This is a genomic window from Tatumella ptyseos ATCC 33301, from assembly GCF_000735525.1.
Lineage (GTDB): Bacteria > Pseudomonadota > Gammaproteobacteria > Enterobacterales > Enterobacteriaceae > Tatumella > Tatumella ptyseos.
Genome location: NZ_JMPR01000020.1, coordinates 1 through 22,042 on the forward strand (window position 1 = coordinate 1; position 22,042 = coordinate 22,042).

General features: G+C 53.3%; 22 protein-coding genes and 1 tRNA gene. 10 read left to right on the forward strand and 13 right to left on the reverse strand.

Annotated elements, in window-relative coordinates; genetic code table 11:
• Window positions 1-36 precede the first annotated feature (36 nt).
• Window positions 37-123 (reverse strand) — tRNA-Leu (locus GTPT_RS05375).
• 154 nt (window positions 124-277) lie between these two features.
• Complete coding sequence (gene rsmC / locus GTPT_RS05380; RefSeq protein ID WP_025901156.1) at window positions 278-1,309, reverse strand: 16S rRNA (guanine(1207)-N(2))-methyltransferase RsmC; 1,032 nt, start codon at window positions 1,307-1,309, stop codon at window positions 278-280.
• 104 nt (window positions 1,310-1,413) lie between these two features.
• On the opposite strand from rsmC, the gene GTPT_RS05385 reads away from it, so the two are divergent.
• Genes GTPT_RS05385 through yjjG form a run of 3 tightly spaced genes read left to right on the forward strand, consistent with a single transcriptional unit; the run spans window position 1,414 to window position 2,949 of the window.
• Complete coding sequence (locus GTPT_RS05385) at window positions 1,414-1,824, forward strand: DNA polymerase III subunit psi (protein WP_025901157.1); 411 nt, start codon at window positions 1,414-1,416, stop codon at window positions 1,822-1,824.
• On the forward strand, window positions 1,796-2,236 hold the full coding sequence (gene rimI, locus GTPT_RS05390) for a ribosomal protein S18-alanine N-acetyltransferase (RefSeq protein ID WP_025901158.1): 441 nt from the start codon (window positions 1,796-1,798) through the stop codon (window positions 2,234-2,236). Before GTPT_RS05385 ends, rimI begins: the two co-directional genes overlap by 29 nt.
• A gap of 26 nt (window positions 2,237-2,262) precedes the next feature.
• The gene (gene yjjG / locus GTPT_RS05395) at window positions 2,263-2,949 is read left to right on the forward strand and encodes a pyrimidine 5'-nucleotidase (RefSeq protein WP_029989799.1); all 687 of its coding nucleotides are present in this window, start codon (window positions 2,263-2,265) and stop codon (window positions 2,947-2,949) included.
• 17 nt (window positions 2,950-2,966) lie between these two features.
• Here yjjG and GTPT_RS05400 read toward each other — a convergent pair whose 3' ends face one another.
• The 5 genes from GTPT_RS05400 to GTPT_RS05420 all read right to left on the reverse strand — a co-directional run bounded on the left by GTPT_RS05400 (window position 2,967) and on the right by GTPT_RS05420 (window position 8,047).
• Window positions 2,967-3,842: a LysR family transcriptional regulator gene (locus GTPT_RS05400; protein WP_025901160.1), complete on the reverse strand. Its 876-nt coding sequence runs from the start codon at window positions 3,840-3,842 to the stop codon at window positions 2,967-2,969.
• Between the two features lie 25 nt (window positions 3,843-3,867).
• Window positions 3,868-4,761 carry an AEC family transporter gene (locus tag GTPT_RS05405; protein ID WP_029989802.1) on the reverse strand — a complete coding sequence of 298 codons (894 nt, stop codon included), beginning with the start codon at window positions 4,759-4,761 and terminating at the stop codon, window positions 3,868-3,870.
• A gap of 73 nt (window positions 4,762-4,834) precedes the next feature.
• Window positions 4,835-6,298, reverse strand: a complete 1,464-nt coding sequence (locus GTPT_RS05410) for an aldehyde dehydrogenase family protein (RefSeq protein WP_025901162.1) — start codon at window positions 6,296-6,298, stop codon at window positions 4,835-4,837.
• Between the two features lie 40 nt (window positions 6,299-6,338).
• Window positions 6,339-6,866 (reverse strand): lactoylglutathione lyase, encoded by a 528-nt coding sequence (gloA, locus tag GTPT_RS05415; RefSeq protein WP_029989804.1) that lies wholly within the window; start codon window positions 6,864-6,866, stop codon window positions 6,339-6,341.
• A gap of 482 nt (window positions 6,867-7,348) precedes the next feature.
• Window positions 7,349-8,047: a YtjB family periplasmic protein gene (locus GTPT_RS05420; RefSeq protein WP_025901164.1), complete on the reverse strand. Its 699-nt coding sequence runs from the start codon at window positions 8,045-8,047 to the stop codon at window positions 7,349-7,351.
• 119 nt (window positions 8,048-8,166) lie between these two features.
• Between GTPT_RS05420 and serB the strand changes: the two genes are divergently transcribed.
• The 3 genes from serB to nadR all read left to right on the forward strand — a co-directional run bounded on the left by serB (window position 8,167) and on the right by nadR (window position 11,931).
• Window positions 8,167-9,144 (forward strand): phosphoserine phosphatase, encoded by a 978-nt coding sequence (gene serB / locus GTPT_RS05425; RefSeq protein WP_025901165.1) that lies wholly within the window; start codon window positions 8,167-8,169, stop codon window positions 9,142-9,144.
• 14 nt (window positions 9,145-9,158) lie between these two features.
• On the forward strand, window positions 9,159-10,544 hold the full coding sequence (radA, locus tag GTPT_RS05430; RefSeq protein ID WP_025901166.1) for a DNA repair protein RadA: 1,386 nt from the start codon (window positions 9,159-9,161) through the stop codon (window positions 10,542-10,544).
• Between the two features lie 127 nt (window positions 10,545-10,671).
• Window positions 10,672-11,931, forward strand: a complete 1,260-nt coding sequence (gene nadR / locus GTPT_RS05435; protein ID WP_025901167.1) for a multifunctional transcriptional regulator/nicotinamide-nucleotide adenylyltransferase/ribosylnicotinamide kinase NadR — start codon at window positions 10,672-10,674, stop codon at window positions 11,929-11,931.
• Window positions 11,932-11,998: 67 nt separating this feature from the next.
• On the opposite strand, the gene ettA is transcribed toward nadR, so the two are convergent.
• The 3 genes from ettA to GTPT_RS05450 form a co-directional block, all read right to left on the reverse strand.
• Window positions 11,999-13,666, reverse strand: coding sequence for an energy-dependent translational throttle protein EttA (ettA, locus tag GTPT_RS05440; protein ID WP_025901168.1), 1,668 nt, complete (start codon window positions 13,664-13,666; stop codon window positions 11,999-12,001).
• A 172-nt stretch (window positions 13,667-13,838) separates the two neighbouring features.
• Entirely contained in the window at window positions 13,839-14,780 is a 942-nt protein-coding gene (locus GTPT_RS05445) for a DMT family transporter (RefSeq protein WP_025901169.1), read from the reverse strand.
• Window positions 14,777-15,361, reverse strand: coding sequence for a TetR/AcrR family transcriptional regulator (locus GTPT_RS05450; protein WP_025901170.1), 585 nt, complete (start codon window positions 15,359-15,361; stop codon window positions 14,777-14,779). Before GTPT_RS05450 ends, GTPT_RS05445 begins: the two co-directional genes overlap by 4 nt.
• 406 nt (window positions 15,362-15,767) lie before the next feature.
• Between GTPT_RS05450 and sltY the strand changes: the two genes are divergently transcribed.
• The gene (sltY, locus tag GTPT_RS05455; protein ID WP_029989810.1) at window positions 15,768-17,687 is read left to right on the forward strand and encodes a murein transglycosylase; all 1,920 of its coding nucleotides are present in this window, start codon (window positions 15,768-15,770) and stop codon (window positions 17,685-17,687) included.
• 44 nt (window positions 17,688-17,731) lie between these two features.
• A complete protein-coding gene (gene trpR, locus GTPT_RS05460; protein ID WP_025901172.1) occupies window positions 17,732-18,043 on the forward strand; it encodes a trp operon repressor in 312 nt (103 codons plus the stop codon).
• A 3-nt stretch (window positions 18,044-18,046) separates the two neighbouring features.
• Here trpR and yjjX read toward each other — a convergent pair whose 3' ends face one another.
• Window positions 18,047-18,577 carry an inosine/xanthosine triphosphatase gene (gene yjjX, locus GTPT_RS05465; protein ID WP_025901173.1) on the reverse strand — a complete coding sequence of 177 codons (531 nt, stop codon included), beginning with the start codon at window positions 18,575-18,577 and terminating at the stop codon, window positions 18,047-18,049.
• A gap of 58 nt (window positions 18,578-18,635) precedes the next feature.
• On the opposite strand from yjjX, the gene gpmB reads away from it, so the two are divergent.
• Complete coding sequence (gene gpmB / locus GTPT_RS05470) at window positions 18,636-19,280, forward strand: 2,3-diphosphoglycerate-dependent phosphoglycerate mutase GpmB (protein ID WP_025901174.1); 645 nt, start codon at window positions 18,636-18,638, stop codon at window positions 19,278-19,280.
• A gap of 62 nt (window positions 19,281-19,342) precedes the next feature.
• Here the strand turns inward: gpmB and robA are convergent, their stop codons facing one another.
• Entirely contained in the window at window positions 19,343-20,230 is an 888-nt protein-coding gene (gene robA, locus GTPT_RS05475) for an MDR efflux pump AcrAB transcriptional activator RobA (protein WP_025901175.1), read from the reverse strand.
• A gap of 206 nt (window positions 20,231-20,436) precedes the next feature.
• On the opposite strand from robA, the gene creA reads away from it, so the two are divergent.
• On the forward strand, window positions 20,437-20,925 hold the full coding sequence (gene creA / locus GTPT_RS05480; protein WP_025901176.1) for a protein CreA: 489 nt from the start codon (window positions 20,437-20,439) through the stop codon (window positions 20,923-20,925).
• Between the two features lie 80 nt (window positions 20,926-21,005).
• Here the strand turns inward: creA and arcA are convergent, their stop codons facing one another.
• Window positions 21,006-21,725: a two-component system response regulator ArcA gene (gene arcA / locus GTPT_RS05485; RefSeq protein ID WP_025901177.1), complete on the reverse strand. Its 720-nt coding sequence runs from the start codon at window positions 21,723-21,725 to the stop codon at window positions 21,006-21,008.
• Between the last annotated feature and the right edge of the window lie 317 nt (window positions 21,726-22,042).

Genomic DNA, 22,042 nt, shown 5'->3' on the forward strand with positions numbered 1-22,042 from the left:
CGCAGTATTCAGGATAATGATGAAACTTGTGGTTTTTGGTGCGAAGAGAGGGACTTGAACCCTCACGTCCGTTAAGACACTAACACCTGAAGCTAGCGCGTCTACCAATTCCGCCACCTTCGCATACCATCAATACAAAAAGATTGTATTGTTACCACGGAGGCGCATTGTAGAGATTTTACACCCCGCGTCAACTGATATTTCGCTGACGGGGGTGTGATCGCTGTAAAAAACAGCAGCCTGCCATAAGCGCTACCGGCGTCAGGGACGTCCGGTATTATTTTGCCCGGCTGCCTCTGCCGTACACACTGCGGTAGACACGGAATTTACCGGTCTGCGCCAGGATCTCGTGGTTACCGAAAGTTTCTTCCAGGATTTGCGGATAAGGGAGGAAGGCATTCGCCACAATTCGCAGTTCGCCACCGGTATTCAGGTGTTTTGCCGCGCCGCGGATCAATGACGAGGCCGCGTCCAGGCTGGTCTGTAATCCGTCATGGAACGGCGGGTTAGAGATAATCATATCAAAACGGCCGCTGACGTCTGAAAACACGTTGCTGGCAAAGACTTCACCTTCCACACCGTTTGACGCTAACGTTGCTTCACTGGCGGCCAAAGCGGCGGCATTCACATCGGTCAGCCACAGGCGAACTTTCGGTGAATGTTTTGCCAGCGCCACGGAAAGCACACCCGCACCACACCCCATATCCAGCACTTTGCCTTTGGTATGTGGTGTCAGAGTGGAAAGCAGCAGCGCACTGCCGTTATCCAGGCCATCGCGGCTGAAGACGCCCGGTAAAGTATCAATGGTCAGGGTATCTGTCTGATACTGTTCTCTGAATTCAGCGATATCGAATGCCGGCTGAGTCTCCAGCTGGCCGTGATACAGACCACAGCGACGGGCACTGTCGATTTTCTCTAAGCGGGCCCACGGGGCCAGCAGATTTTCTGCGCTGCGTACGCCACTGCGGTTTTCGCCGATGACGAAGATATCGCAACCGGCGGGCAGCAGTGACAGCAGGTTCTGTAACTGAAAACGTGCTTCCGGCTTATTTTTCGGCCAGTAATACACCAGAGTATCGCAGCCACTGACCATGGCGGCATCGGCCACCAGGCTGAAGCTGGCATCTTCACCCATCAGCTGGCTCAGTTTTTGCCAGTGGTGATATTGCTGGGTATGAACTTTGCGGGAAGCCGTCACCAGATGTGCGGGCAGGTCATCCTGCAGGTCCCCGGCAAATAAAACATGACGGGTTTCGAATTCTTCACTGTGGCGCAGTATTACTTCACTGGCCGGTGTATATACGGACATGTTGGCTCCTTATGCTTTAGCCCGATGATTATAGTGGTTTGTTGGCGCATGTACGATGGGTTTGCTAGCATAGACACGCAATCTTCTTCAGGACGGATAAATGCATGGCAGGCAGGCGCGACTGGTTATTACAGCAGATGGGTATTACGCAATATCGTTTACATCGCCCACGGGTGCTCCGGGGGGAGGTGGCTGTTCGTCTGCGACCGGAAACCCGGCTGGTGATTGTCACGTCAGAGACACTCTCTCTGACACCTGCATTTATGCAGGACGTGTTGCGTACTCTGGCCCTTAATGAGCATCAGTTATTAATACTGACAGAGCGGCAACTTTCTATGCTGCCGGCTCCGGTCCCCTGTGCTGTATGGCTTTTGGGGGTTCCGGCCGAAAAACAGTATGCGGGGGTACAACTGACCACTCCGCCACTGGCAGAACTTATTGATAACAGCGAAGCGAAACGTAACCTGTGGCAACAAATAACAACTTATGACAGTCATTTCTCTTCTCGCGCCTGAAGATCAGGCGCTGGCGCTGGCGATAGAGCAGCGCAGCCACGCCTTTCCCTGGTCGGCTGACACCTTTGCCGGTAATCACGGCGAGCGTTACCTCAACCTGCGGCTGGATGCTGACGGAAAAATGGCAGGGTTTGCCATTACTCAGATAGTCCTCGATGAAGCCTCGTTATTCAATATTGCGGTCGACCCGGATTTCCAGCGTCGTGGCTTCGGAAGGCAGTTACTCGAACATCTGGTGACTCTGCTGACAGAGCGTGGTGTCCTTACCTTGTGGCTGGAAGTTCGTGAGTCCAATGCTGCCGCGATAGCGCTCTATGAGCAGATGGGGTTTAACCAGGTTTCCCGCAGAGCACGTTACTATCCGACCGCAACCGGCCGTGAAGACGCACTTATCATGGCGCTGGTACTGTAATCAGCCCCCAATTTCGCGGAGATTTCATGCTTAATACTCTGGATTGCATCATTTTTGATGCTGATGAAACCCTGTTTGCTTTTGATGCCTTTCGCGGGTTACAGAAGATGTTTCAGGCTTATGATGTCGCTTTTTCCGCAGATGACTATCAGGCCTATCAGGCGGTCAATAAACCTCTCTGGGTCGATTATCAGGACGGGAAAATTACAGCGGCACAGTTGCAGACCCGACGTTTTATCCCCTGGGCCACCCGTCTGAATGTGTCACCGGAAACCCTGAATAATCAATTTCTGTTGGCGATGGCGGATATCTGTCAGCCCCTGGACGGTGCGGCAGCCTTACTCGACAGTTTAAAAGGCAAAGTCAGACTGGCTATCATCACTAACGGGTTCACGGCCTTACAGCAGGCCCGCCTGCAACGTACCGGATTTGGGGATTACTTTGATGCCCTGGTTATTTCGGAGCAGGTCGGCGTGGCGAAACCGGACCGTATAATTTTCGAACATACATTGCAACTGCTGGGCAACCCGGCACCGGAACGGGTACTGATGGTCGGCGATACCCCGGAGTCTGATATTCTGGGGGGGATCAATGCCGGAATGAAAACCTGCTGGCTGGATCATGGCGTCCGGACTCTGCCGGACACTCTCCACCCGACCTGGCAGGTACCGAACCTGGCCGGATTACAGCAGTTATTAACCGGCCGCGAATAAGAGCCGATGCCAGGCTGTTACGATGTGCTGGCGGCAGCCTCTGAAAGCAGATGGCGATAAAACGTCTGTGCCAGCGCTGACTGTTCGGCGGCCGGGGCTGCCAGATAGATGTCACAGGGTGGCAGGTTATCCAGCGGAAAGTGATAAAGCCCGTCCAGCGCGGGGTTACCGGCAATAAATGTCTGCGGCATGACGGTAAACCCCAGTCCCTGGCGCACGGCATTCAGTATCAGGTCATAGGACTCAATATCCGCCTGCCGTGAATAGCTCAGAGCCTGCTGACTGAGCCACTGGCGGGCCTGCAGATAGTAGAAACAGCTTTCACCAAAACTGAACAAGGTCAGCCCCGCGGCCCGGGCCTTAAACTGCTGCTGATCCGGAAGATGGGTGACCAGCGACAGGCTTTCCGGCGCGAAAAAGCGGGTTTTCAGTGCCGGATGCTGAACCGGACCATCGACCAGAATCATATCCAGCTCCCCGCGAAGTAATCTCTCCATCAGCGGTAACGACGAATCACAGCAAATATTAATCTGTACCTGAGGGTTCTGTTGCATAAAGCTGATGACCGGTGCCTGTAACCGGCCTTTCAGAGCCACGTCCAGGACTCCCATCCGGAGTGTACCCTGCAACAAGGCATGCTGGAAAAAGGTCCGGCATTGCCGGCTCTGCTCCAGTAACTGCTGTGCTTTCGGATAAAAAGCACGACCTTCCGGCGTCAGTGTCAGACGCTGTTTATCACGGTTAACCAATGGTACTTCCAGGCTGGCTTCCAGTTCTTTAATACGGGTACTGACATTGGACGGAACACAGCACATCCGATCTGCGGCTGCTGCGATACTGCCTTCTTCCACCAGTGCGCAGAAAAAACTTAACTGATGCAGTTTTAATAGCATGCTGACTCCGTCATACACATAATCGCTATAAGATGCTGTGCCAGGCGGCCAGCGTGATGAATGAAAACAGGATACCGTAACTCTGTAGGGCATTGGCCAGTTCCGGTCTGAGCCCTGCCCGTTGTGCCATCATGGCGGCTGCAATCATCGGTGCCATGCCGGCCTGTAGTAGTGAAACACTGACGACCTCATGGCTGAGTGACGAAAAACCGGCGGACAACCACCAGACCACGGCGGGGGCGGCAATAAGCTTCCAGCAGGTGCCGGTGATCAGTGGGCCGAGTAACAGACGTGGTGGCCGAAGCCGGATTTGTAAACCGGTGCTGAACAGAGCCAGCGGCGTCATGGTGGCACCAATGGTGGCCAGAGGGGTCTGAAGTATTTCCGGCAATCCGCCAAAAGGTTTGAGTGCGAGGCTTACGATAAGAGCGATAAACGGCGGAAAGGTCGCAATCCGTGTGGCTACACTGCGCAGGCTGATCCCGCTTCCCGAGCAGAGCGCCATCGTCACCACACCTGCTGTGGACAGGATAATAAAACTGCCTAACTGATCGGCGATAACCGCTATCTTCAGCCCGTCCGCTCCGTAGTAGCCGGAGATCACCGGAAACCCCATAAAAGAGGTGTTACCGATACCGGCCACTAAGACCAGTACGCCACACACTTCCCGTGACCAGCCAGCGAAACGCCATGCCAGCAGGGCAATGACCAGAGCGCCCAGAAAGACCACCCACATACTCAGTACCGGAAACAGCCCGGTGCTGTCGAAGCGGGTATGGGGGATTAATGTCAGGATAACGCAGGGCAGGGCAATGGTGATAAGCCACCAGTTTACTGAAGGCACCAGTTGCTGAGGATAGCGGCCCGTACAACGGACACCTGCGCCAATCAGCAGACAGAGGACCAGTAACATATTCATGGGCGTTCCTGTCATGATATTGCACGGTCCCCGGCGTTGCCGCCAGGCGGGGAGAGGCTCTCCCCGCGTGCGATTAGTGATAATCGATATAGACGGTTTTACGTTTTACGTATAACTGATAGCCATGTTCGCCATCGTCGCCTCCCAGACCGGAGAGTTTCCATCCCGCATGGAACCCGTTGATCTCCTCAGGTCCGTGACGGTTGATATAGACTTCACCGTATTCCAGGGCATCAGACAGTGTCAGTGCAACTGACAGGTCCCGGGTGTAAAGATAGGAGCTGAGCCCGTATTCGGAGTCATTGGCCTTCTCAATCACTTCCTCAGGCGTATCAAAGACGACCACCGGTAATATCGGACCAAACACTTCTTCCCGCAGGATGCGCGCATTTTCCGGCAGATCGGTGACGATGGCGGGGGCAACCCAGTTTCCTCCCTGCAGTTCAGGATCGCGGGGTAATTCCGCCTGCCATATCACTTTGCCGCCTTCCTGCAGCGTTTCCTGCATCAGTTGTTCCACATGTTCTTTTTCCGGTACAGAGACTTTAGGGCCGACGGTCGTCGTTTCTGCCATCGGATCACCTACCACCACGCCGGCCGCCGCTTTCTGCAGCGCCTGAATAAAGGCGTCATAAACCCCGCGCTGGACATAGGTTCTTTCATTACAGATACAGACCTGACCGCAGTTTGACATCCGCGCATTCAGGGCATCGGTAGCTGCCCGCTCAATATCTGCATCGTCCATCACGATGAAGGGCGCTTTGCCGCCCAGTTCCAGTGACACCGGGATCACTTTCTCTGCGGCATTTTTCATTATCTGTTTACCGGCACCGGTAGAACCGGTCATGGTAATCAGTGCGGTGTCAGGATGTTTTACCAGCGCATCGCCAACGACGCGTCCGGTGCCGCAGACCACATTGATTACGCCCGCCGGGATGCCCGCCTTCTGGCTGAGCGTGGCCAGAGCGAGTGCACTGAGAGGCGTGACCTCACTGGGTTTGACCACAATGGTGTTTCCGGCCACGATGGCAGGGGCGGTTTTACGGATGAACAGGGCGAGCGGAAAATTCCAGGGCGTAATGGCTCCGACCACACCCAGAGGGACTTCCCGGGTTACGGAGTGCTGTCCCGGGGCGCTGGCTGCCAGGACTTCACCCTGATTTCTCCAGGCAAAGCTTGCCGAGTAACGCAACATGGTCAGCGCCATATCGACTTCGCCGCGGGCTTCACTTAAAGGTTTACCTTGTTCTGTCACCAGCAGATGAGCCAGTGCCTCAGCATGTTCTTTAACCTGTTCAATCCAGGCCTCAAGGAAGGCCGCGCGCTCCGGCTGAGGCTTTTTAGCCCAGCATTGTTGGGCTATAGCGGCCTGTCTGACGGCCTGGTCGATGGTTGTTTTATCCCCGGTAGCGACCCGCGTAATCACTTTACCGGTCGACGGGTTAAGAACCTCATCGCTTTCAGACGCGGAAACCCACTGACCATCGATAAAATGCGACGGTTGTTCAGGGAGCAGATGCTTAAACAGGTGAGTCATAGACACTCCTTAGCTTAGGGATAGAAATGAAAATAAGGCGTTAGTTCGCGAGCGGGGTGGGTTGCAGGATCTCAATCCAGTAGCCGTCAGGATCTTTGATAAACGCGACGTATTTCATCCGGCCTTCAGATAATTTTTTGCGGAAAGGCACGGATAGCTGCTCAAAGCGTTCACAGGCTTTGCGTACATCCGGTACGGTGACGCAGATATGGCCAAACCCCTGCGGGTCACTGTTACCATCGTGATAGCTGAATCCGGCTTCTTTTTCTGTACCGTGGTTCCAGGTCAGCTCAAGCACACCTGGCTGACTTAATACCCATTCTTTGAGTACCTCGTCATCCTGCGGAATTTCCGCAATCGGTCGGCGGACCAGGTAAACAATGGTAAACGCCGCCTCCTCAAAGCGTTCCTCATACACAGGAATAAACCCGAGAACACGACTATAAAAATCAATAGCGACCGGGAGGTCTTTCACGCGGATCATCGTGTGATTGAAAACATAACCGGCGGCCAGCAGGTTATCGCCCGCATTGATCCGGTATTTATCAATTAAGTCAGATAATGGCATGGTCAAATCCCTCATCGTTGATGAATAACCGGGTGATTATCATTACCGGCGGAGGGGCATTCAGGGCTCCGCGATCATCCCGGCGGGGGTGGAAGGCACTGCGTGCAACGGTGTGACGATCCCCCGCAAAACCTGGAACTTCCTTCCCCGTGACTGATGGAATAAGCCTGGCAGATAAGCGGAGTGCACGGTATTAACTTTTTTAGTAAAAAGTAATTCACTTTTAGTGAAGCGACGCGAAATACGCAGTGTGCAGGGGCAGTCAGGGCCATTAAAGCGGGTAGCAACAGCCGGGAGATGACACCGCAGAGCTGAGCTTCGGCAGCGGAGACCAGTAAGTGAGCTGAGTCGGTTCAGGGCAGCCAGCGAATATCAGGAGGAAGGCAGGGCTGGGTCATCCGGCCGGGTAAGCCCGGGCAGCGGAGACCAGCAAACTCAGGCCGCCGGAGCGGTCCGGCGGCTATGCGTTTTTTCCGGAGGCGTTATCGTTCAGGTGCGCCCGGTTTTTTTGCCGCAGTATGCGGAGGTGCAGCGGGTTCCCCGGTGCTGTCTGCCGGGTCCTCCGGCGGGACGGGCTGGCTGGCAGTCAGTAAAAAAGGCGATTGCTGCCAGTGGGTCCGTCGGTTCCTGAGTAATGTCTGGCTCAGGACCAGGCCGATCGCGAATGCCAGCAACAGCATCAGTCGCAGGATGTTGGTGGTGTTATCTACCTGCCGGGATTCAGTCGCCAGCACATGTGTGTCCAGAGTAATACGCAGAAAACCCAGCGGACCATTTTTCCCGACGATAGGCTCTACCAGCTGGTGGTTGAAATAGCTGCCGGCTCGCTGACCATCCAGAGCCAGCCTGTCACGCACTGTAATATTCTCACCGCTTTGTGTGATGATGGTGCCGGTAGTATCATAGACAGAAGCATCAAGGATACGACTATCGGTCGTCAGCTGCTTTAAAATGGCATTGATACGCACCAGGTGTTCGTTGCTGTCATCCATAAGTGGTTCGAGACTAAAAGTGACCTGCCGGGAGAGCGTCTGAGCCAGTTCCTCTACCTGCGTTGACTGAACTTTCTGATGATTCTGACTAAACCAGGAAACACCCTGCATCAGTAATACCAGTAATGCCAGACAGACCAGCGTGGTCACTGTCCGGTGCAGATTGATCTTCATTTTTTGCTGTGCCATGGGCGGCGGGTCTCATTCCTGACGTGAATATTCGCGATGACTTATGGTTTATGTTGCCAGAATAGCAGCAGTCAGGGTAGCCTCTTGCGTGGTTTTGTTGTCCCCCTACAGGAGTTCTGATGCCTAACCGTCTTACCTGGTGCGATCTGCCTGCGAATGTTGCGCAATGGCCGGGTCTGCCTTTATCTCTGAGTGGTGATGAAGTGATGCCACTGGATTATCGTGCCGGGAGTACCGGCTGGTTACTTTACGGACAGGGGCTGGATAAACAGCGTCTGACCGATTATCAGCACCGTTTAGGGGCTGCGATGGTGATCGTCAGTGGCTGGTCTGTTGATGATGTTCAGGTAATCCGGCTGGCCGGTTCGCTGACACCAAGAGCCAGTAAACTGGCCCATGACAGCGGGCTGGATGTCGTCCCGTTAGGGGATCTTCCGCATCTGAAAACCCCCGGGTTACTGGTGATGGATATGGATTCCACGGCGATAGAGATTGAATGTATCGATGAAATCGCCAGACTGGCAGGGTGTGGCGAACAGGTCGCGGAAGTCACAGAACGCGCCATGCGCGGAGAACTGGACTTTGAAGACAGTTTGCGTCAGCGGGTGGCCGCCCTGAAGGGTGCCGATGCCGGCATACTCAAACAGGTGCGTGATGAACTGCCGTTGATGCCGGGCTTGCGTTATCTGGTTAGCGAACTGCAGAAGTATGACTGGAAGGTCGCTATAGCGTCCGGGGGTTTTACCTTCTTTGCCGATTACCTGCGTGACGAACTCGATCTGGTCGCCGTGGCCGCGAATGAGCTGGAGATCTTTGATGGCCGTCTTACCGGTAATGTCATTGGTCAGGTCGTGGATGCAAAATATAAAGCCGTGACGTTGGAAAAACTGGCTGCACGCTTTGAGATCCCGCCACAGCAGACAGTCGCGATTGGCGATGGTGCAAACGATCTGGTGATGATGAAAGCCGCCGGTCTGGGCATTGCATATCATGCCAAGCCTAAGGTGAATGAAAAAGCCCGGGTCACCATCCGTCATGCATCCCTGCTCGGGGTACTGTGTATTCTGAGCGGTGGTTTGATTCACGAACAACGATAAGCTGAGGAGTAGTTTTGGCCAAAGCGGCAAAACGTGCCTATGTCTGTAATGAGTGCGGCGCTGATTATCCCCGCTGGCAGGGGCAGTGCAGTGCTTGTCAGGCATGGAACAGTATCACTGAGGTGCGTATCGCCTCTACACCTGCAGCGGCCCGCAGTGAGCGGTTATCCGGATATGCAGGGAGTGCCGGTGTTTCTAAGGTACAGAAACTCTCGGAAATCAGCCTTGAAGCCTTGCCCCGCTTTTCCACCGGGTTTATAGAATTCGACCGGGTGCTGGGCGGTGGCGTGGTCCCGGGCAGTGCAATCCTGATTGGCGGTAGCCCCGGAGCCGGGAAATCCACGTTATTGTTACAGACACTTTGTAAGTTGTCAGAGCAAATGAAAACGCTGTATGTGACCGGAGAAGAGTCATTACAGCAGGTAGCCATGCGTGCTCATCGTCTGGGGCTACCGACTGAAAACCTGAATATGCTGTCAGAAACCAGCATTGAGCAAATCTGTCAGGTGGCCGGCGAAGAAAAACCGGGCCTGATGGTGATCGACTCTATCCAGGTGATGCATATGGCGGATGTTCAGTCATCCCCTGGCAGTGTTGCCCAGGTGAGGGAAACGGCCGCTTATCTGACCCGTTTTGCGAAACTGCAGGGCGTCGCCATCATTATGGTCGGACATGTGACAAAAGATGGTTCACTGGCCGGCCCGAAAGTGCTTGAGCACTGCATTGACTGCTCGGTGTTACTGGACGGTGATGCGGATTCACGTTTCCGGACGTTGCGCAGCCATAAAAACCGTTTCGGTGCGGTGAATGAGTTGGGCGTGTTCGCGATGACCGGGCAGGGGATGCGCGAGGTGAGTAACCCTTCCGCTATCTTCCTGTCCCGCGGTGAGGAAGTTACCTCCGGCAGTGCTATCGTGGTGGTCCGCGAAGGAACGCGTCCTTTGCTGGTCGAAATTCAGGCGTTGGTTGACCATTCGATGATGGGGAATCCGCGTCGTGTGGCGGTGGGCCTGGAACAGAACCGGCTGGCCATTTTACTGGCGGTACTTCACCGGCATGGCGGCCTGCAAATGGCTGACCAGGACGTGTTTGTCAATGTGGTCGGTGGGGTGAAAGTGACAGAAACCAGTGCTGACCTTGCGCTGTTACTGGCATTGGTCTCCAGCCTGCGGGATCGTCCATTGCCTCAGGATCTGGTTATCTTTGGTGAAGTCGGGCTGGCGGGCGAGATCCGTCCTGTCCCGGGTGGACAGGAAAGGATCAGTGAAGCCGCCAAGCATGGCTTCCGGCGTGCGATCGTTCCGGCGGCCAATGTCCCGAAAAAAGCCCCGGAAGGAATGAAAGTCTATAGTGTGAAAAAACTGGCTGATGCGCTGGATATCTTCGACGAACTGGCCTGATACCGGGCAGACAGAGGCTTTTTCCCGGCTTAACGGCAGTATTCAGTGCTGCAGTTAAGCCTGCAGCGTCAGTCCCTGGAGCAGAGTGACAGACACGCTCTGCCTGCGAATCATTAAGAGGCACTGAATGTCGACTTACGATTATTTAAAAACGGCAATCCGCCAGCAGGGGCATACACTGCAACAAGTGGCAGATGCCTGTGATATGACTAAGGGTTACCTGAGCCAGTTGATTAATGCAAAAATTAACAGCCCGAGTGCCCGTAAGCTGGAAGCCTTACATCGTTTCCTCGGTCTGGAGTTCCCGCGCAGGGAGAAGACCGTCGGGGTGGTTTTCGGTAAGTTCTATCCGTTACACACCGGACATATCTATCTTATCCAGCGAGCCTGCAGTCAGGTGGATGAGCTGCATATCATCATGGGACACGATGACCCGCGGGATCGTCTGCTGTTTGAAAACAGCGCCATGTCAGAACAGCCGACCACCAGTGATCGCCTGCGCTGGTTACTCCAGACGTTTAAGTATCAGAAAAACATCCGTATTCATTCTTTTAACGAAGAAGGGATGGAGCCGTATCCTCATGGCTGGGATGTCTGGAGCCGCGGGATGACCAACTTTATGTCGGAGCATGGTATTACGCCTGACAGGGTATATACCAGCGAAGCCGCTGATGCGCCGATGTTTGAAAAGTTCCTGTCGATACAATCCGTACTGGTTGACCCGGATCGTTCTTTTATGAATATCAGTGGTAAACAAATCCGTCAGGATCCTTTCCGTTACTGGGAATACATTCCTACCGAAGTGAAGCCTTTCTTTGTGCGTAAGGTGGCGTTACTGGGGGGAGAGTCCAGTGGTAAGTCGACGCTGGTGAATAAACTGGCGAATATTTTCAATACCACCAGTGCCTGGGAATACGGGCGGGATTATGTCTTCTCCCATCTGGGGGGCGATGAGATCGCACTGCAATATTCAGATTACGATAAGATTGCCCTCGGTCAGGCACAGTATATTGATTTTGCAGTAAAATATGCGAACAAAGTCGCTTTTATTGATACGGATTTTGTGACCACTCAGGCATTCTGTCTTAAATATGAAGGGCGGCGACATCCCTTTGTTCAGGCGATGATCGATGAATACCGTTTTGATTTGGTGATCGTGCTCGAAAATAATGTGCCCTGGGTCGCTGATGGTTTACGTAGCCTGGGGAGTTCGGTGGATCGCCGGGAATTTCAGGGTTTGTTACTGGATATGCTGGCCGAGAATAATATCGATTATGTCCGGGTCGAGGAAGATGACTATGACTCACGTTTTCTTCGTTGTATTGAACTGGTGAAGCATATGCTGGAACATCCGGCAGAGCAGCCCCCGGTTATCCGTAAACAGTAAAGGGCAGGATGCCCATAAAAAAAGCCACCGGTATTCCCCGGTGGCTTTTTTACAGGAAAACCTGTAATTACTTGGTCATACGCTTGTACTTGATACGCTTAGGTTCCAGCGCATCGGCACCCAGGGTGCGCTTTTTGTACTCTTCATACTCGGTGAAGTTACCTTCGAAGAAGGCAACATTTCCTTCATCCTGATAATCCAGAATATGAGTCGCAATACGGTCAAGGAACCAGCGGTCATGGGAAATAACCATCGCGCAGCCCGGGAATTCCAGCAACGCATTTTCCAGCGCACGCAGGGTTTCCACGTCCAGGTCGTTGGTCGGTTCATCCAGCAGTAACAGGTTACCGCCAACCTGCAGCAGTTTTGCCAGGTGCAGACGACCACGTTCACCGCCGGACAGCTCGCCTACGCGTTTGCCCTGATCGGTGCCTTTGAAGTTAAAGCGGCCAACGTAGGCACGGCTTGGCATTTCAAAGTTGCCGATTTTCATGATGTCCTGACCCCCGGAAACTTCTTCCCAGACGGTCTTACTGTTATCCATGGCATCACGGAACTGATCCACCGAGGCCAGTTTTACCGTCTCGCCCAGAGTCACCGAGCCGGAATCCGGCTGCTCCTGACCTGAAAGCATACGGAACAGCGTGGATTTACCGGCACCGTTAGGACCGATGATCCCGACAATGGCCCCTTTCGGTACAGAGAAAGAGAGGTCATCGATTAATACGCGGTCGCCGTAGCTTTTCGTCAGGTGTTCAACTTCGATCACCTTATCGCCCAGGCGAGCTCCTGGCGGGATAAACAGTTCGCTGGTTTCGTTACGTTTCTGGTATTCAACGCTGTTCAGCTCATCGAAACGGGCCAGACGCGCTTTGCCTTTAGACTGACGGCCCTTCGCTCCCTGGCGCACCCACTCCAGCTCTTTCTCAATCGACTTACGGCGGGCGGCTTCAGAAGAGGCCTCCTGTGCCAGACGCTGATCTTTCTGCTCAAGCCAGGAAGAGTAGTTACCTTCCCACGGGATCCCTTCACCACGGTCCAGTTCGAGGATCCAGCCCGCAACATTGTCCAGGAAGTAACGGTCATGGGTAATCGCAACGACGGTCCCTTCAAAGTCGTGCAGGAAGCGTTCCAGCCAGGCGACAGACTCTGCATCCAGGTGGTTCGTCGGTTCATCCAGCAGCAGCATATCCGGCTTTTCTAACAGCAGGCGACACAGTGCAACACGACGACGTTCCCCCCCGGAGAGGTTCGCAATTTTTGCATCCCAGTCCGGCAGGCGCAGTGCATCCGCCGCACGTTCAAACTGGGTATTGATATTGTGGCCATCGTGGGCCTGGATGATCTCTTCCAGACGTCCCTGCTCGGCGGCCAGTTTATCAAAGTCGGCCTCCGGCTCGGCATAGAGCGCATAGACTTCGTCCAGGCGTTTCAGGGCACCGACAACTTCAGCCATCGCTTCTTCTACGGACTCGCGTACCGTATGTTCAGGGTTCAGCTGAGGTTCCTGTGGCAGATAGCCGATTTTCAGGCCAGGCTGCGGACGGGCTTCACCTTCAATATCGGTATCAATCCCGGCCATGATACGTAACAGCGTTGATTTACCTGCACCGTTAAGACCGAGGACCCCGATTTTTGCGCCGGGGAAAAAACTCAGAGAGATATTTTTCAGTATGTGACGCTTCGGCGGGACAACTTTGCCCACGCGATGCATGCTGTAAACGAATTGAGCCACGGAAATGAGCCTCTTTTAATACATAGTGTTCATAGGAATTCAGGCGGCAAGTGTAGCCTTTTTCCTGACATATTCACACCCACTGTCGCTGAATGTCCCCCTCTTATCGGCGGGTGCTCCGGAGCAAAGAAGAGCGAGCCTGAATGCCCCACCCGGCGGCATGCCGCAGTTATCACGGGTCCATGCGGGATTTTACCCGTTGCCGGAAAAAAACGAGGTGCTGTACCGGTAACGAGATAATGATCAGACACAGCAGGATCAGCCCGATCCCGACCCAGCCACTTAAAGGCAGTCGCTCACCGACCAGAGTCACCGCGAGCAGGGCTGCTACGACCGGTTCCGTCAGGGTCAGAGTCGTGGCTGTGCTGGCCCGGATACGGGCCAGACCATAGCCGTAGCAAAGATAGCCAATAAACATGGGCACCAGCGCCATATAGATACCCACAGCAGTGTTCACCCGACTGTCGAGCAGAGGCGCCCCGGTGACCAACAGTACCGGCAGCAACAGCAGGGCACCCGCACCAAAGGTGGACCCCATGGCTGCGCTGGCACTCACTCCGTATTGCATCATCTTTCTGGCTGACCAGGAGTAGAGGGCATAAGTAAACCCGGCGACCAGCCCGGTAATGATCCCGGTCGCGATTTGCAGGATGTTACCTGCGGAAGTCGCGTGGCTTTCCGCCAGACACAATAGAGTCATCCCGGAGACGCCGGTCAGTGCACCAAGGGACCATTGACGGTTCAGCGGATGCTTATCACACACATATTCAATCAGTGAGGAGAGCAGCGGGGCTGAGCCAATAGAGACAACGGTACCGACAGCCACACCGGCGTTGTGCATGGACGTATAAAAGGCCAGCGGATAGATGCCGACAGCAATGGCTCCGATCAGCAAATAGCGGAAGTTCCCGGCAATTCGGCGGCGCTGACGCAGTACCGGACGTAATGCGATCAGGGCCTGCAGCAACCCCCCGGTTCCCATGGCGATGGAACCAATAGCCAGCGGACTAACGCCGGTGGCGAAAGTGGCCGCGGTGCCGGTGGTTCCCCATAATACTGCAGCCAGCAGGACCGCAAATATCCCCGGTAAATTACGGGCGTCAGCCTGACTCATAGGGCCTCCACTAAGGCTTTCGCCATCGTTCCCGCCTGCAGAACACAGGCACTGTTACCTTCGAGTCCGGCGCGGGAAGCACTGCCTTCCAGCAGAAAAGCCAAATGACGGGCCAGCAGATGACAGCGTTGTGGATCCGGGACAAGCTGGCAAAGGTGGCTTTTCAGTATCGCTTCAATCTCTTCTTTGTGTTGCCGGATAGCCTGCCTGCCGGGCGCACCGGCGGGCAGTTCAGCCGCAGCATTCAGCAGGCCACAGCCGCGGAACCCTGCCTCATAGGCAACCCCTGCATGATCCGCATAAGCATCAAACACGGCCATCACCCCTTCCCGGGGGTTTTTGATTAGCGCAGCCCTTTTCTGATAGAGATCCAGCCATTCCTGGTGACGCACGGCCAGGTAGGCGGCAATCAGTTCGTCCTTTGAGCTGAAGTTGTTGTACAGACTTTTTTTCGCCACTCCGGCACGTTTCACAATGGCATCAATTCCGGTCGCGGTGATCCCGTAGTTATAAAACAGTACACGGGCCGCATTGATCAGTTTGTCATGGGCGGAAATTTTGTCGCGCTGTATCGCAGTCATGGCAATGCCCTCTGGTAAAGTAGGTAGACCAGTATACTTACTTTATGTCAGAGATCGAGACGGATCATAAGGAAAACGTCGACAGAACCCCGTCGCCATGCTCAGAGAGTTCCGGAAATGGCGATGCTGGTGGCCCCGGGCCACTGCAGGACAAGGTTTTCGGGACGGTTCCCCGCAATAGTGTTTGCAGCACGTGCTATAACTAAAGATAACCTGGTCGGTCCGGCGATATATCCCCCCGGAATTCCGCAGATTTGTTCAGTATGATTGCCCTCAGTGGAGAATTATTCTGTCAGTCAGTGCGGGTAAATTTTCAGCCAGCCATAGCAAGTCAGGGGGCAACCCGTTAGCATGGAAGACTGCCAGTGATACGGTATTCAACGCCAGGCGATAAGAGGAGAGAAGTGTGATTAAGTGGAAGAACTGGGTATTGGGCATCTGTCTGACAGGAATTGCGGGGATGAGTCAGGCCGATTCCTTAGATCAGCAGCGTCTGCGTTATCAGCAAATCAAACAAGCCTGGGATAATAATCAGATGGACACGGTAGAACAGATGCTACCGTCACTGAAGGATTATCCGCTTTATCCTTACCTTGAATACCGCCTGATCTCACAGGATCTTGATCAGGAAACCCCGCTGGCGGTGACCAATTTTATTAACCAGTACCCGACCCTGCCTTCTTCTTATACCCTGAAGGGCCGCTTTATCAATGAGCTTGCCCGCCGTCAGGACTGGCAGGGGATCATCAGTTTCAGTCCGAATCCGCCAGGCCCGGTCCAGGCGCGGTGTAACTGGTATTACGCCAACTGGGCGACCGGTAAACAAGCCGTCGCCTGGGAAGGTGCAAAGAAACTGTGGATGACTGGCGCGGATCTGCCGTCGAGTTGTGATGCCTTGTTCACGGCATGGCAGTCCTCGACGACCTTCTCCCCGCAGTCTGTGCTGTTACGGATAGAGTTAGCCTTTAACGATGGCAATGATGCATTGGTAAGAAAGTTAATTGCCATGCTGCCCGCCGACTACGGTACGCTGGCCGGTGCGCTCAGTGCGCTGCAAAAGGATCCTCAGGGACTGAGTCTGTTTGCCGGTTCAGTGTCGCCTACCGATTTCAGTCGCGAAATTACCCGTATCGCTTTTGCCAGGCTGGCCCGACAGGATGCGGATAATGCGAGAGCGATGATCCCTGTCCTTGCTTCTGAACAGAAAATGAGTGATGCGGAAGTCCAGCATCTGAAGGAAGATGTCGCCTGGCAATATATGGGGACCGATATCACCTCAGATCAGCTGCGCTGGCGTGACAATGTGGTGATGGACAGTGATTCGACCGCACTGATTGAGCGCCGCGTCAGACAGGCAATTTCGGATGATGACCATCGTGGACTGAATACCTGGATAGCCCGTTTGCCGGTGGAAGCGAAACAGAAAGATGAATGGCAGTACTGGCAGGCGGAATTACTGCTGGAGCAAGGGCATAAGCCGGAAGCGCAGCAGATTTTACGTGATTTGATGCAGAAGCGCGGTTTTTATCCGATGGTTGCCGCTCAGAAGCTGGGCGTACCTTACCACTTAACCATAGATTCGGCCCCGGCACCGACGGCAGCCATCACCCAGGGGGATGAAATTGCCCGGGTCAGAGAACTGATGTACTGGGGAATGGATAACCTGGCTCGCAGTGAATGGGCTAATCTTATCCGCAGCAAATCCCGTACAGAGCAACAGATGCTGGCACGCTATGCAGACGAACAGGACTGGTGGGATCTGAGTGTTCAGGCGACCATTACTGCGAAAATGTGGGACAGTCTGAAAGAGCGCTTCCCGCTCGCCTGGCAGCAATACTACCAGCAGTACGCCGCGGGCAAAGCGATCCCTGTGAGTTATGCCATGGCTATCTCTCGTCAGGAAAGTGCCTGGAACCCGAAAATCCGCTCTCCTGTCGGTGCGAGTGGTTTAATGCAGGTGATGCCGGGAACGGCTGCACATACCGTGAAAATGTTCCCGGGCAGCAATTACGTTAACAGCAGCCAGTTGCTTGACCCGCAGATGAATATTCAGATTGGTATGCAGTATCTGGATTACGTTTATCGTCAGTTCGACCAGAACCGTATCTTTGCCTCGGCAGCTTACAATGCGGGACCAGGACGGGTCCGTAAATGGCTGACAGTCAGTGGCGGTAAGCTGGATGCGGTAGGCTTCATCGAAACGATCCCGTTTGCCGAAACACGCAACTATGTGAAAAACGTGCTGGCTTATGATGCTTATTACCGTTATTTCCTGGGCCAGCCTGATCAGATAATCCAGGACGCGGAGTGGAATCGCCGCTACTGAGTATGCTATGCTTCCGTACTCATTAACGAGTACGGAAGTCTCCTATGCTGCCTGATGCACCTGCAGACGAAAATTTTGAATTTAACTGGTCACGTTTTGTGATGCTGCTGCAACAGGCAGTGCATGATAAGCAAGCAGAAACCCTGCTCCGGTTAATGATGACTCCGGATGAACGTGAGGCATTAGCCACACGTTTACGGATAATTGAAGAGCTGATGCGGGGGGAACTGAGCCAGCGACAGCTAAAAGATCAACTGGGGGTGGGGATTGCGACCATTACCCGTGGCTCAAACAGTCTGAAAGAGTCGCCGGCAGAACTGCGTCAGTGGCTGGAAACACTGCTGCCGAAGCTCTGAGTGTTATCGCAGCGTCGCCTGCTGATAAAGCGGATGCCTCATCGAACATAAGGCCAGTAACAGCGCCTGATGATACACCGAAGTCCGTGTCAGCAGGCCTTCAGTAATAACACTGATGGCGCCGCCTTTTTGCTTGATATTCTCAATACCGGTCAGTCCGGCCATCACATGCCCCAGTTCCTGCCCCTGGCGGAGCGCATCCATAATCGTTGAAGGCAGGGGTAAACTGGCCGAGCGGGATTCTGCCCGGGTGGCAGTGTTTTCTATAACAATCCAGCCAAACGTCTGATTTTCATCAATACCGGCTTCGATGGCGACCCAAAAATCAGCTTCCGGATGTTGCTGCCGTGCATTGGATACCCGCTGACGCGCACCGGTCAGGGTTTCCTGACTACTCATTGGCTGATCTGCAACACCACTCTCAGTTTCTGCGGCAGAAATATGGCACTGATCAGGTCCGAAAACGTCCGTAAAGGCTCTGGTAATAGCACTGATTTTTGCCGGGTTGCGGGTAGCGGCGACAACATGGTACATAATGGTTAACTCACTTCGGGCAGTGGCTGGATCTGCCTCAGTATAATGGATAGGTAACATGCTACAAGTCTTTCTGGTTCGTCATGGTGAAACACAATGGAATGCCGAACGCCGTCTGCAGGGACAGAGTGATAGCCCTTTAACCGCACAGGGAGAGCTGCAGGCAAAGCAGGTCGGAGAACGTCTGAAATCTTACGGCATCACCCATATTATCAGTAGTGATCTGGGACGTACGCAGCAAACCGCAGCTATCATCGCGGAGTGTATCGGGTGTTCAGTACAAACAGATCCCCGCCTCAGGGAATTAAATATGGGGGTGCTTGAAACCCGTATTCTGAGCGAACTGACCGCAGAGGAAGAAGGCTGGCGTCAGTCGCTGGTGGACGGAACCTGTGAGGGGCGTATCCCGCAAGGGGAGAGTATGTCTGAAGTCGCCAGCAGAATGCGTCAGGCACTGGATGCCTGCAAAGCGTTACCTGCCGGGAGCCGGCCTTTGCTGGTCAGCCACGGTATGGCTCTCGGCACGTTGCTTAATACGTTACTGGGGTTACCCGCCTGGGCTGAAAGACGTCTCAGACTCAGAAACTGCTCATTGTCACGGGTGGATTTTCAGCACAGCCCCTGGCTTGCCGATGGCTGGATCGTGGAAACGGCAGGGGATGTGGCACATCTTGGGGTTGTGACTGAGAGCGCCAGTCAGTAAACGTCGGGATTTCATGACAATCAGACAGCTCTTTTTGCCGGATTGCAGGAAATCCCGGAAGTTTAACCGGTGTGTTGCCCTTCATTGCGAATGGGGATGAGATATTCGCAATGGACTTCCACGTTGACTTCACGGCTCAGTTTACCGCCGCGCGTAAAGAAGCGTTCGATATCCTGGCCGGCACGACGGGTCAGACCGAGGGTCGGCATACAGGTACTGTAAAGCACCAGAATGAAATCCTGCAGTTTTTCCTTTGGCCCCTTGTAGGTAAACTGCACATAATCGCCGCCCTCAAGCGTGATTTTTTGTGCCGTTTGCAAATTACGGGTCGTATCGTCATCCGGGACTGCCGTGGTATACAGGATTTCCTGTTCGTCTTCTTTATCGATGCTCGAACGGACCTGATGCAAGCCATAAAGAATACGCGGAGCGGATTCGGTATCATGAAGAAACTGACGCCAGAAGTGACTGCGCATTTCAGCCCTGTAGACAGAGATTTGCTCCAGAGTACAGTTATAGCTTTGTGTCTGGCCCAGCAGGGAGGTTTCCGGCAGAGTCACAAATGTCGCCTGCGGCATAGAGAACTCACCCATACGAATAGGCGGACGCAGACCATAAGAGTTCCAGTCAGATGCCCGACGATATCCGGCCGGCGTCTGATTAAACTGTTTTTTGAACGCCCGGGTGAATGTCTGCTGAGAATCAAACCGGTATTGCAAAGCGATGTCCAGAATCGGACGACTGGTTAGCCTGAGTGCGACTGCCGCTTTAGATAAACGCCTTGCCCGGATATAGGCGCCGATTGCATGACCCGTTACATTTTTAAACATCCGCTGTAAATGCCACTTTGAATACCCGGCCTTGAACGCAACATTATCCAGAGATAAAGGTTGGTCCAGGTGGCTCTCCAGCCAGACAAGCAAATCGCGAATGATACCAGCTTGGTCCATATTACATCCTCATCGTCCTGGTTGGCACAAAAAGTCAGCAACCTACGTCAAACTAAGAATAGCATTAAATGCAAAAAAAAAGGGGCCGGCACACTTGTACCGTTTCCTGTTGTTACAATAAGTCAGTGCTGCAAAAGGAACACTTGAAGATATCAATAGTAACCTTATATTGATTATTCAGTAATCACCTAATAACGAGTAATTTAATGAAAATCAAAAAAATTCAGTATTTTGTCAACAAACTCCTCGCAGCTGGCTGCATTTTCTGTGCTGTTCAGGGAGTGGTGCATGCGGAGGAAATTGGTTCTGTTGATACAGCGTTCAAACTGTTAGGCCCTGATCATAAGATTGTAATCGAAGCCTTTGATGATCCAGATGTTAAAAATGTTACATGTTATATCAGCAGGGCGAAAACCGGCGGTATAAAAGGTGGACTGGGATTGGCAGAAGATACCTCCGATGCGGCTATCTCCTGTCAGCAGGTAGGGCCGGTTGAGTTATCCGATACTATTCAGCCCGGAAAGTCAGAAGTGGTCTTTAAGAAACGCACCTCACTGATTTTCAAAAGCCTGCAGGTTGTTCGTTTTTACGACAAGAAGAGAAACACACTGGTTTACATGAGCTATTCGGATAAGCTGGTTAACGGCTCGCCGAAAAATGCGATCAGCGCGGTGCCGATTATGCCCTGGCATTAAGCATTAAGACGGGTGCGGGTTATAAAAAAGGGCCTGGCAGAATAACTGTCAGGCCCTCAGAAAGCAGTGGCTTCAGCAGATTAGTGCTCTTCTAACTCACCACAAAAACGATAGCCTTCACCATGAATGGTGGCGATGATTTCCGGGGTATCCGCATTCGACTCAAAGTGTTTACGGATACGGCGGATAGTCACGTCGACAGTCCGGTCATGAGGTTTCAGATCACGGCCCGTCATTTTTTTCAGTAAGTCGGCGCGGGTCTGAATTTTGCCCGGGTTCTCACAGAAATGCAGCATCGCGCGGAATTCGCTACGCGGCAGTTTGTACTGATCACCCTGAGGACTAATCAGTGAACGGCTATTGATATCCAGCGTCCAGCCATTGAACTGATAGTTCTCAACATGCTTACGCTCTTCTGTGCTCACGGCCAGGTTCATGGTACGTGACAGGAGGTTACGGGCACGGATCGTCAGCTCACGCGGGTTAAACGGTTTAGTGATATAATCATCCGCACCGATTTCCAGACCCAGAATTTTGTCGACTTCATTGTCACGTCCGGTCAGGAACATCAGCGCAACACTGGCTTGCTCACGTAATTCACGCGCCAGCAGCAGTCCGTTTTTACCTGGCAGGTTGATATCCATAATCACCAGGTTGACATCGTTGTCAGTCAAAAGCTGGTGCATTTCGGCACCATCAGTCGCCTCGAATACAACGTATCCTTCAGCTTCAAAAATACTTTTCAGGGTATTTCGGGTTACGAGCTCGTCTTCGACGATAAGAATTTGCGGGGTCTGCATGTTTTGCTACCTAAAATTTGCCATCAAAATTGATACAAGGCATACAGTGCTGATGTCTGAAGATATCGGTTAACGTATTATGAGTCTGCATTGCCAATTTACGACGTTTTGTTCTTGATGCAGTACAGAATAACGCTAACGGCGGATTCAGCTTAAACACAATCTGTCTGTATGCGCCGAAACGGGTCTTTATCTGTTTCATCCTAACCGCTTTAACAGCCAGCTAACAGCACCAACAACATTCAGGAAGCAAATAAAAACGCTTCGTTGACTTATATCAAAACTGAGTGTAGCACGTTAACACTTGTGTGAAAAAT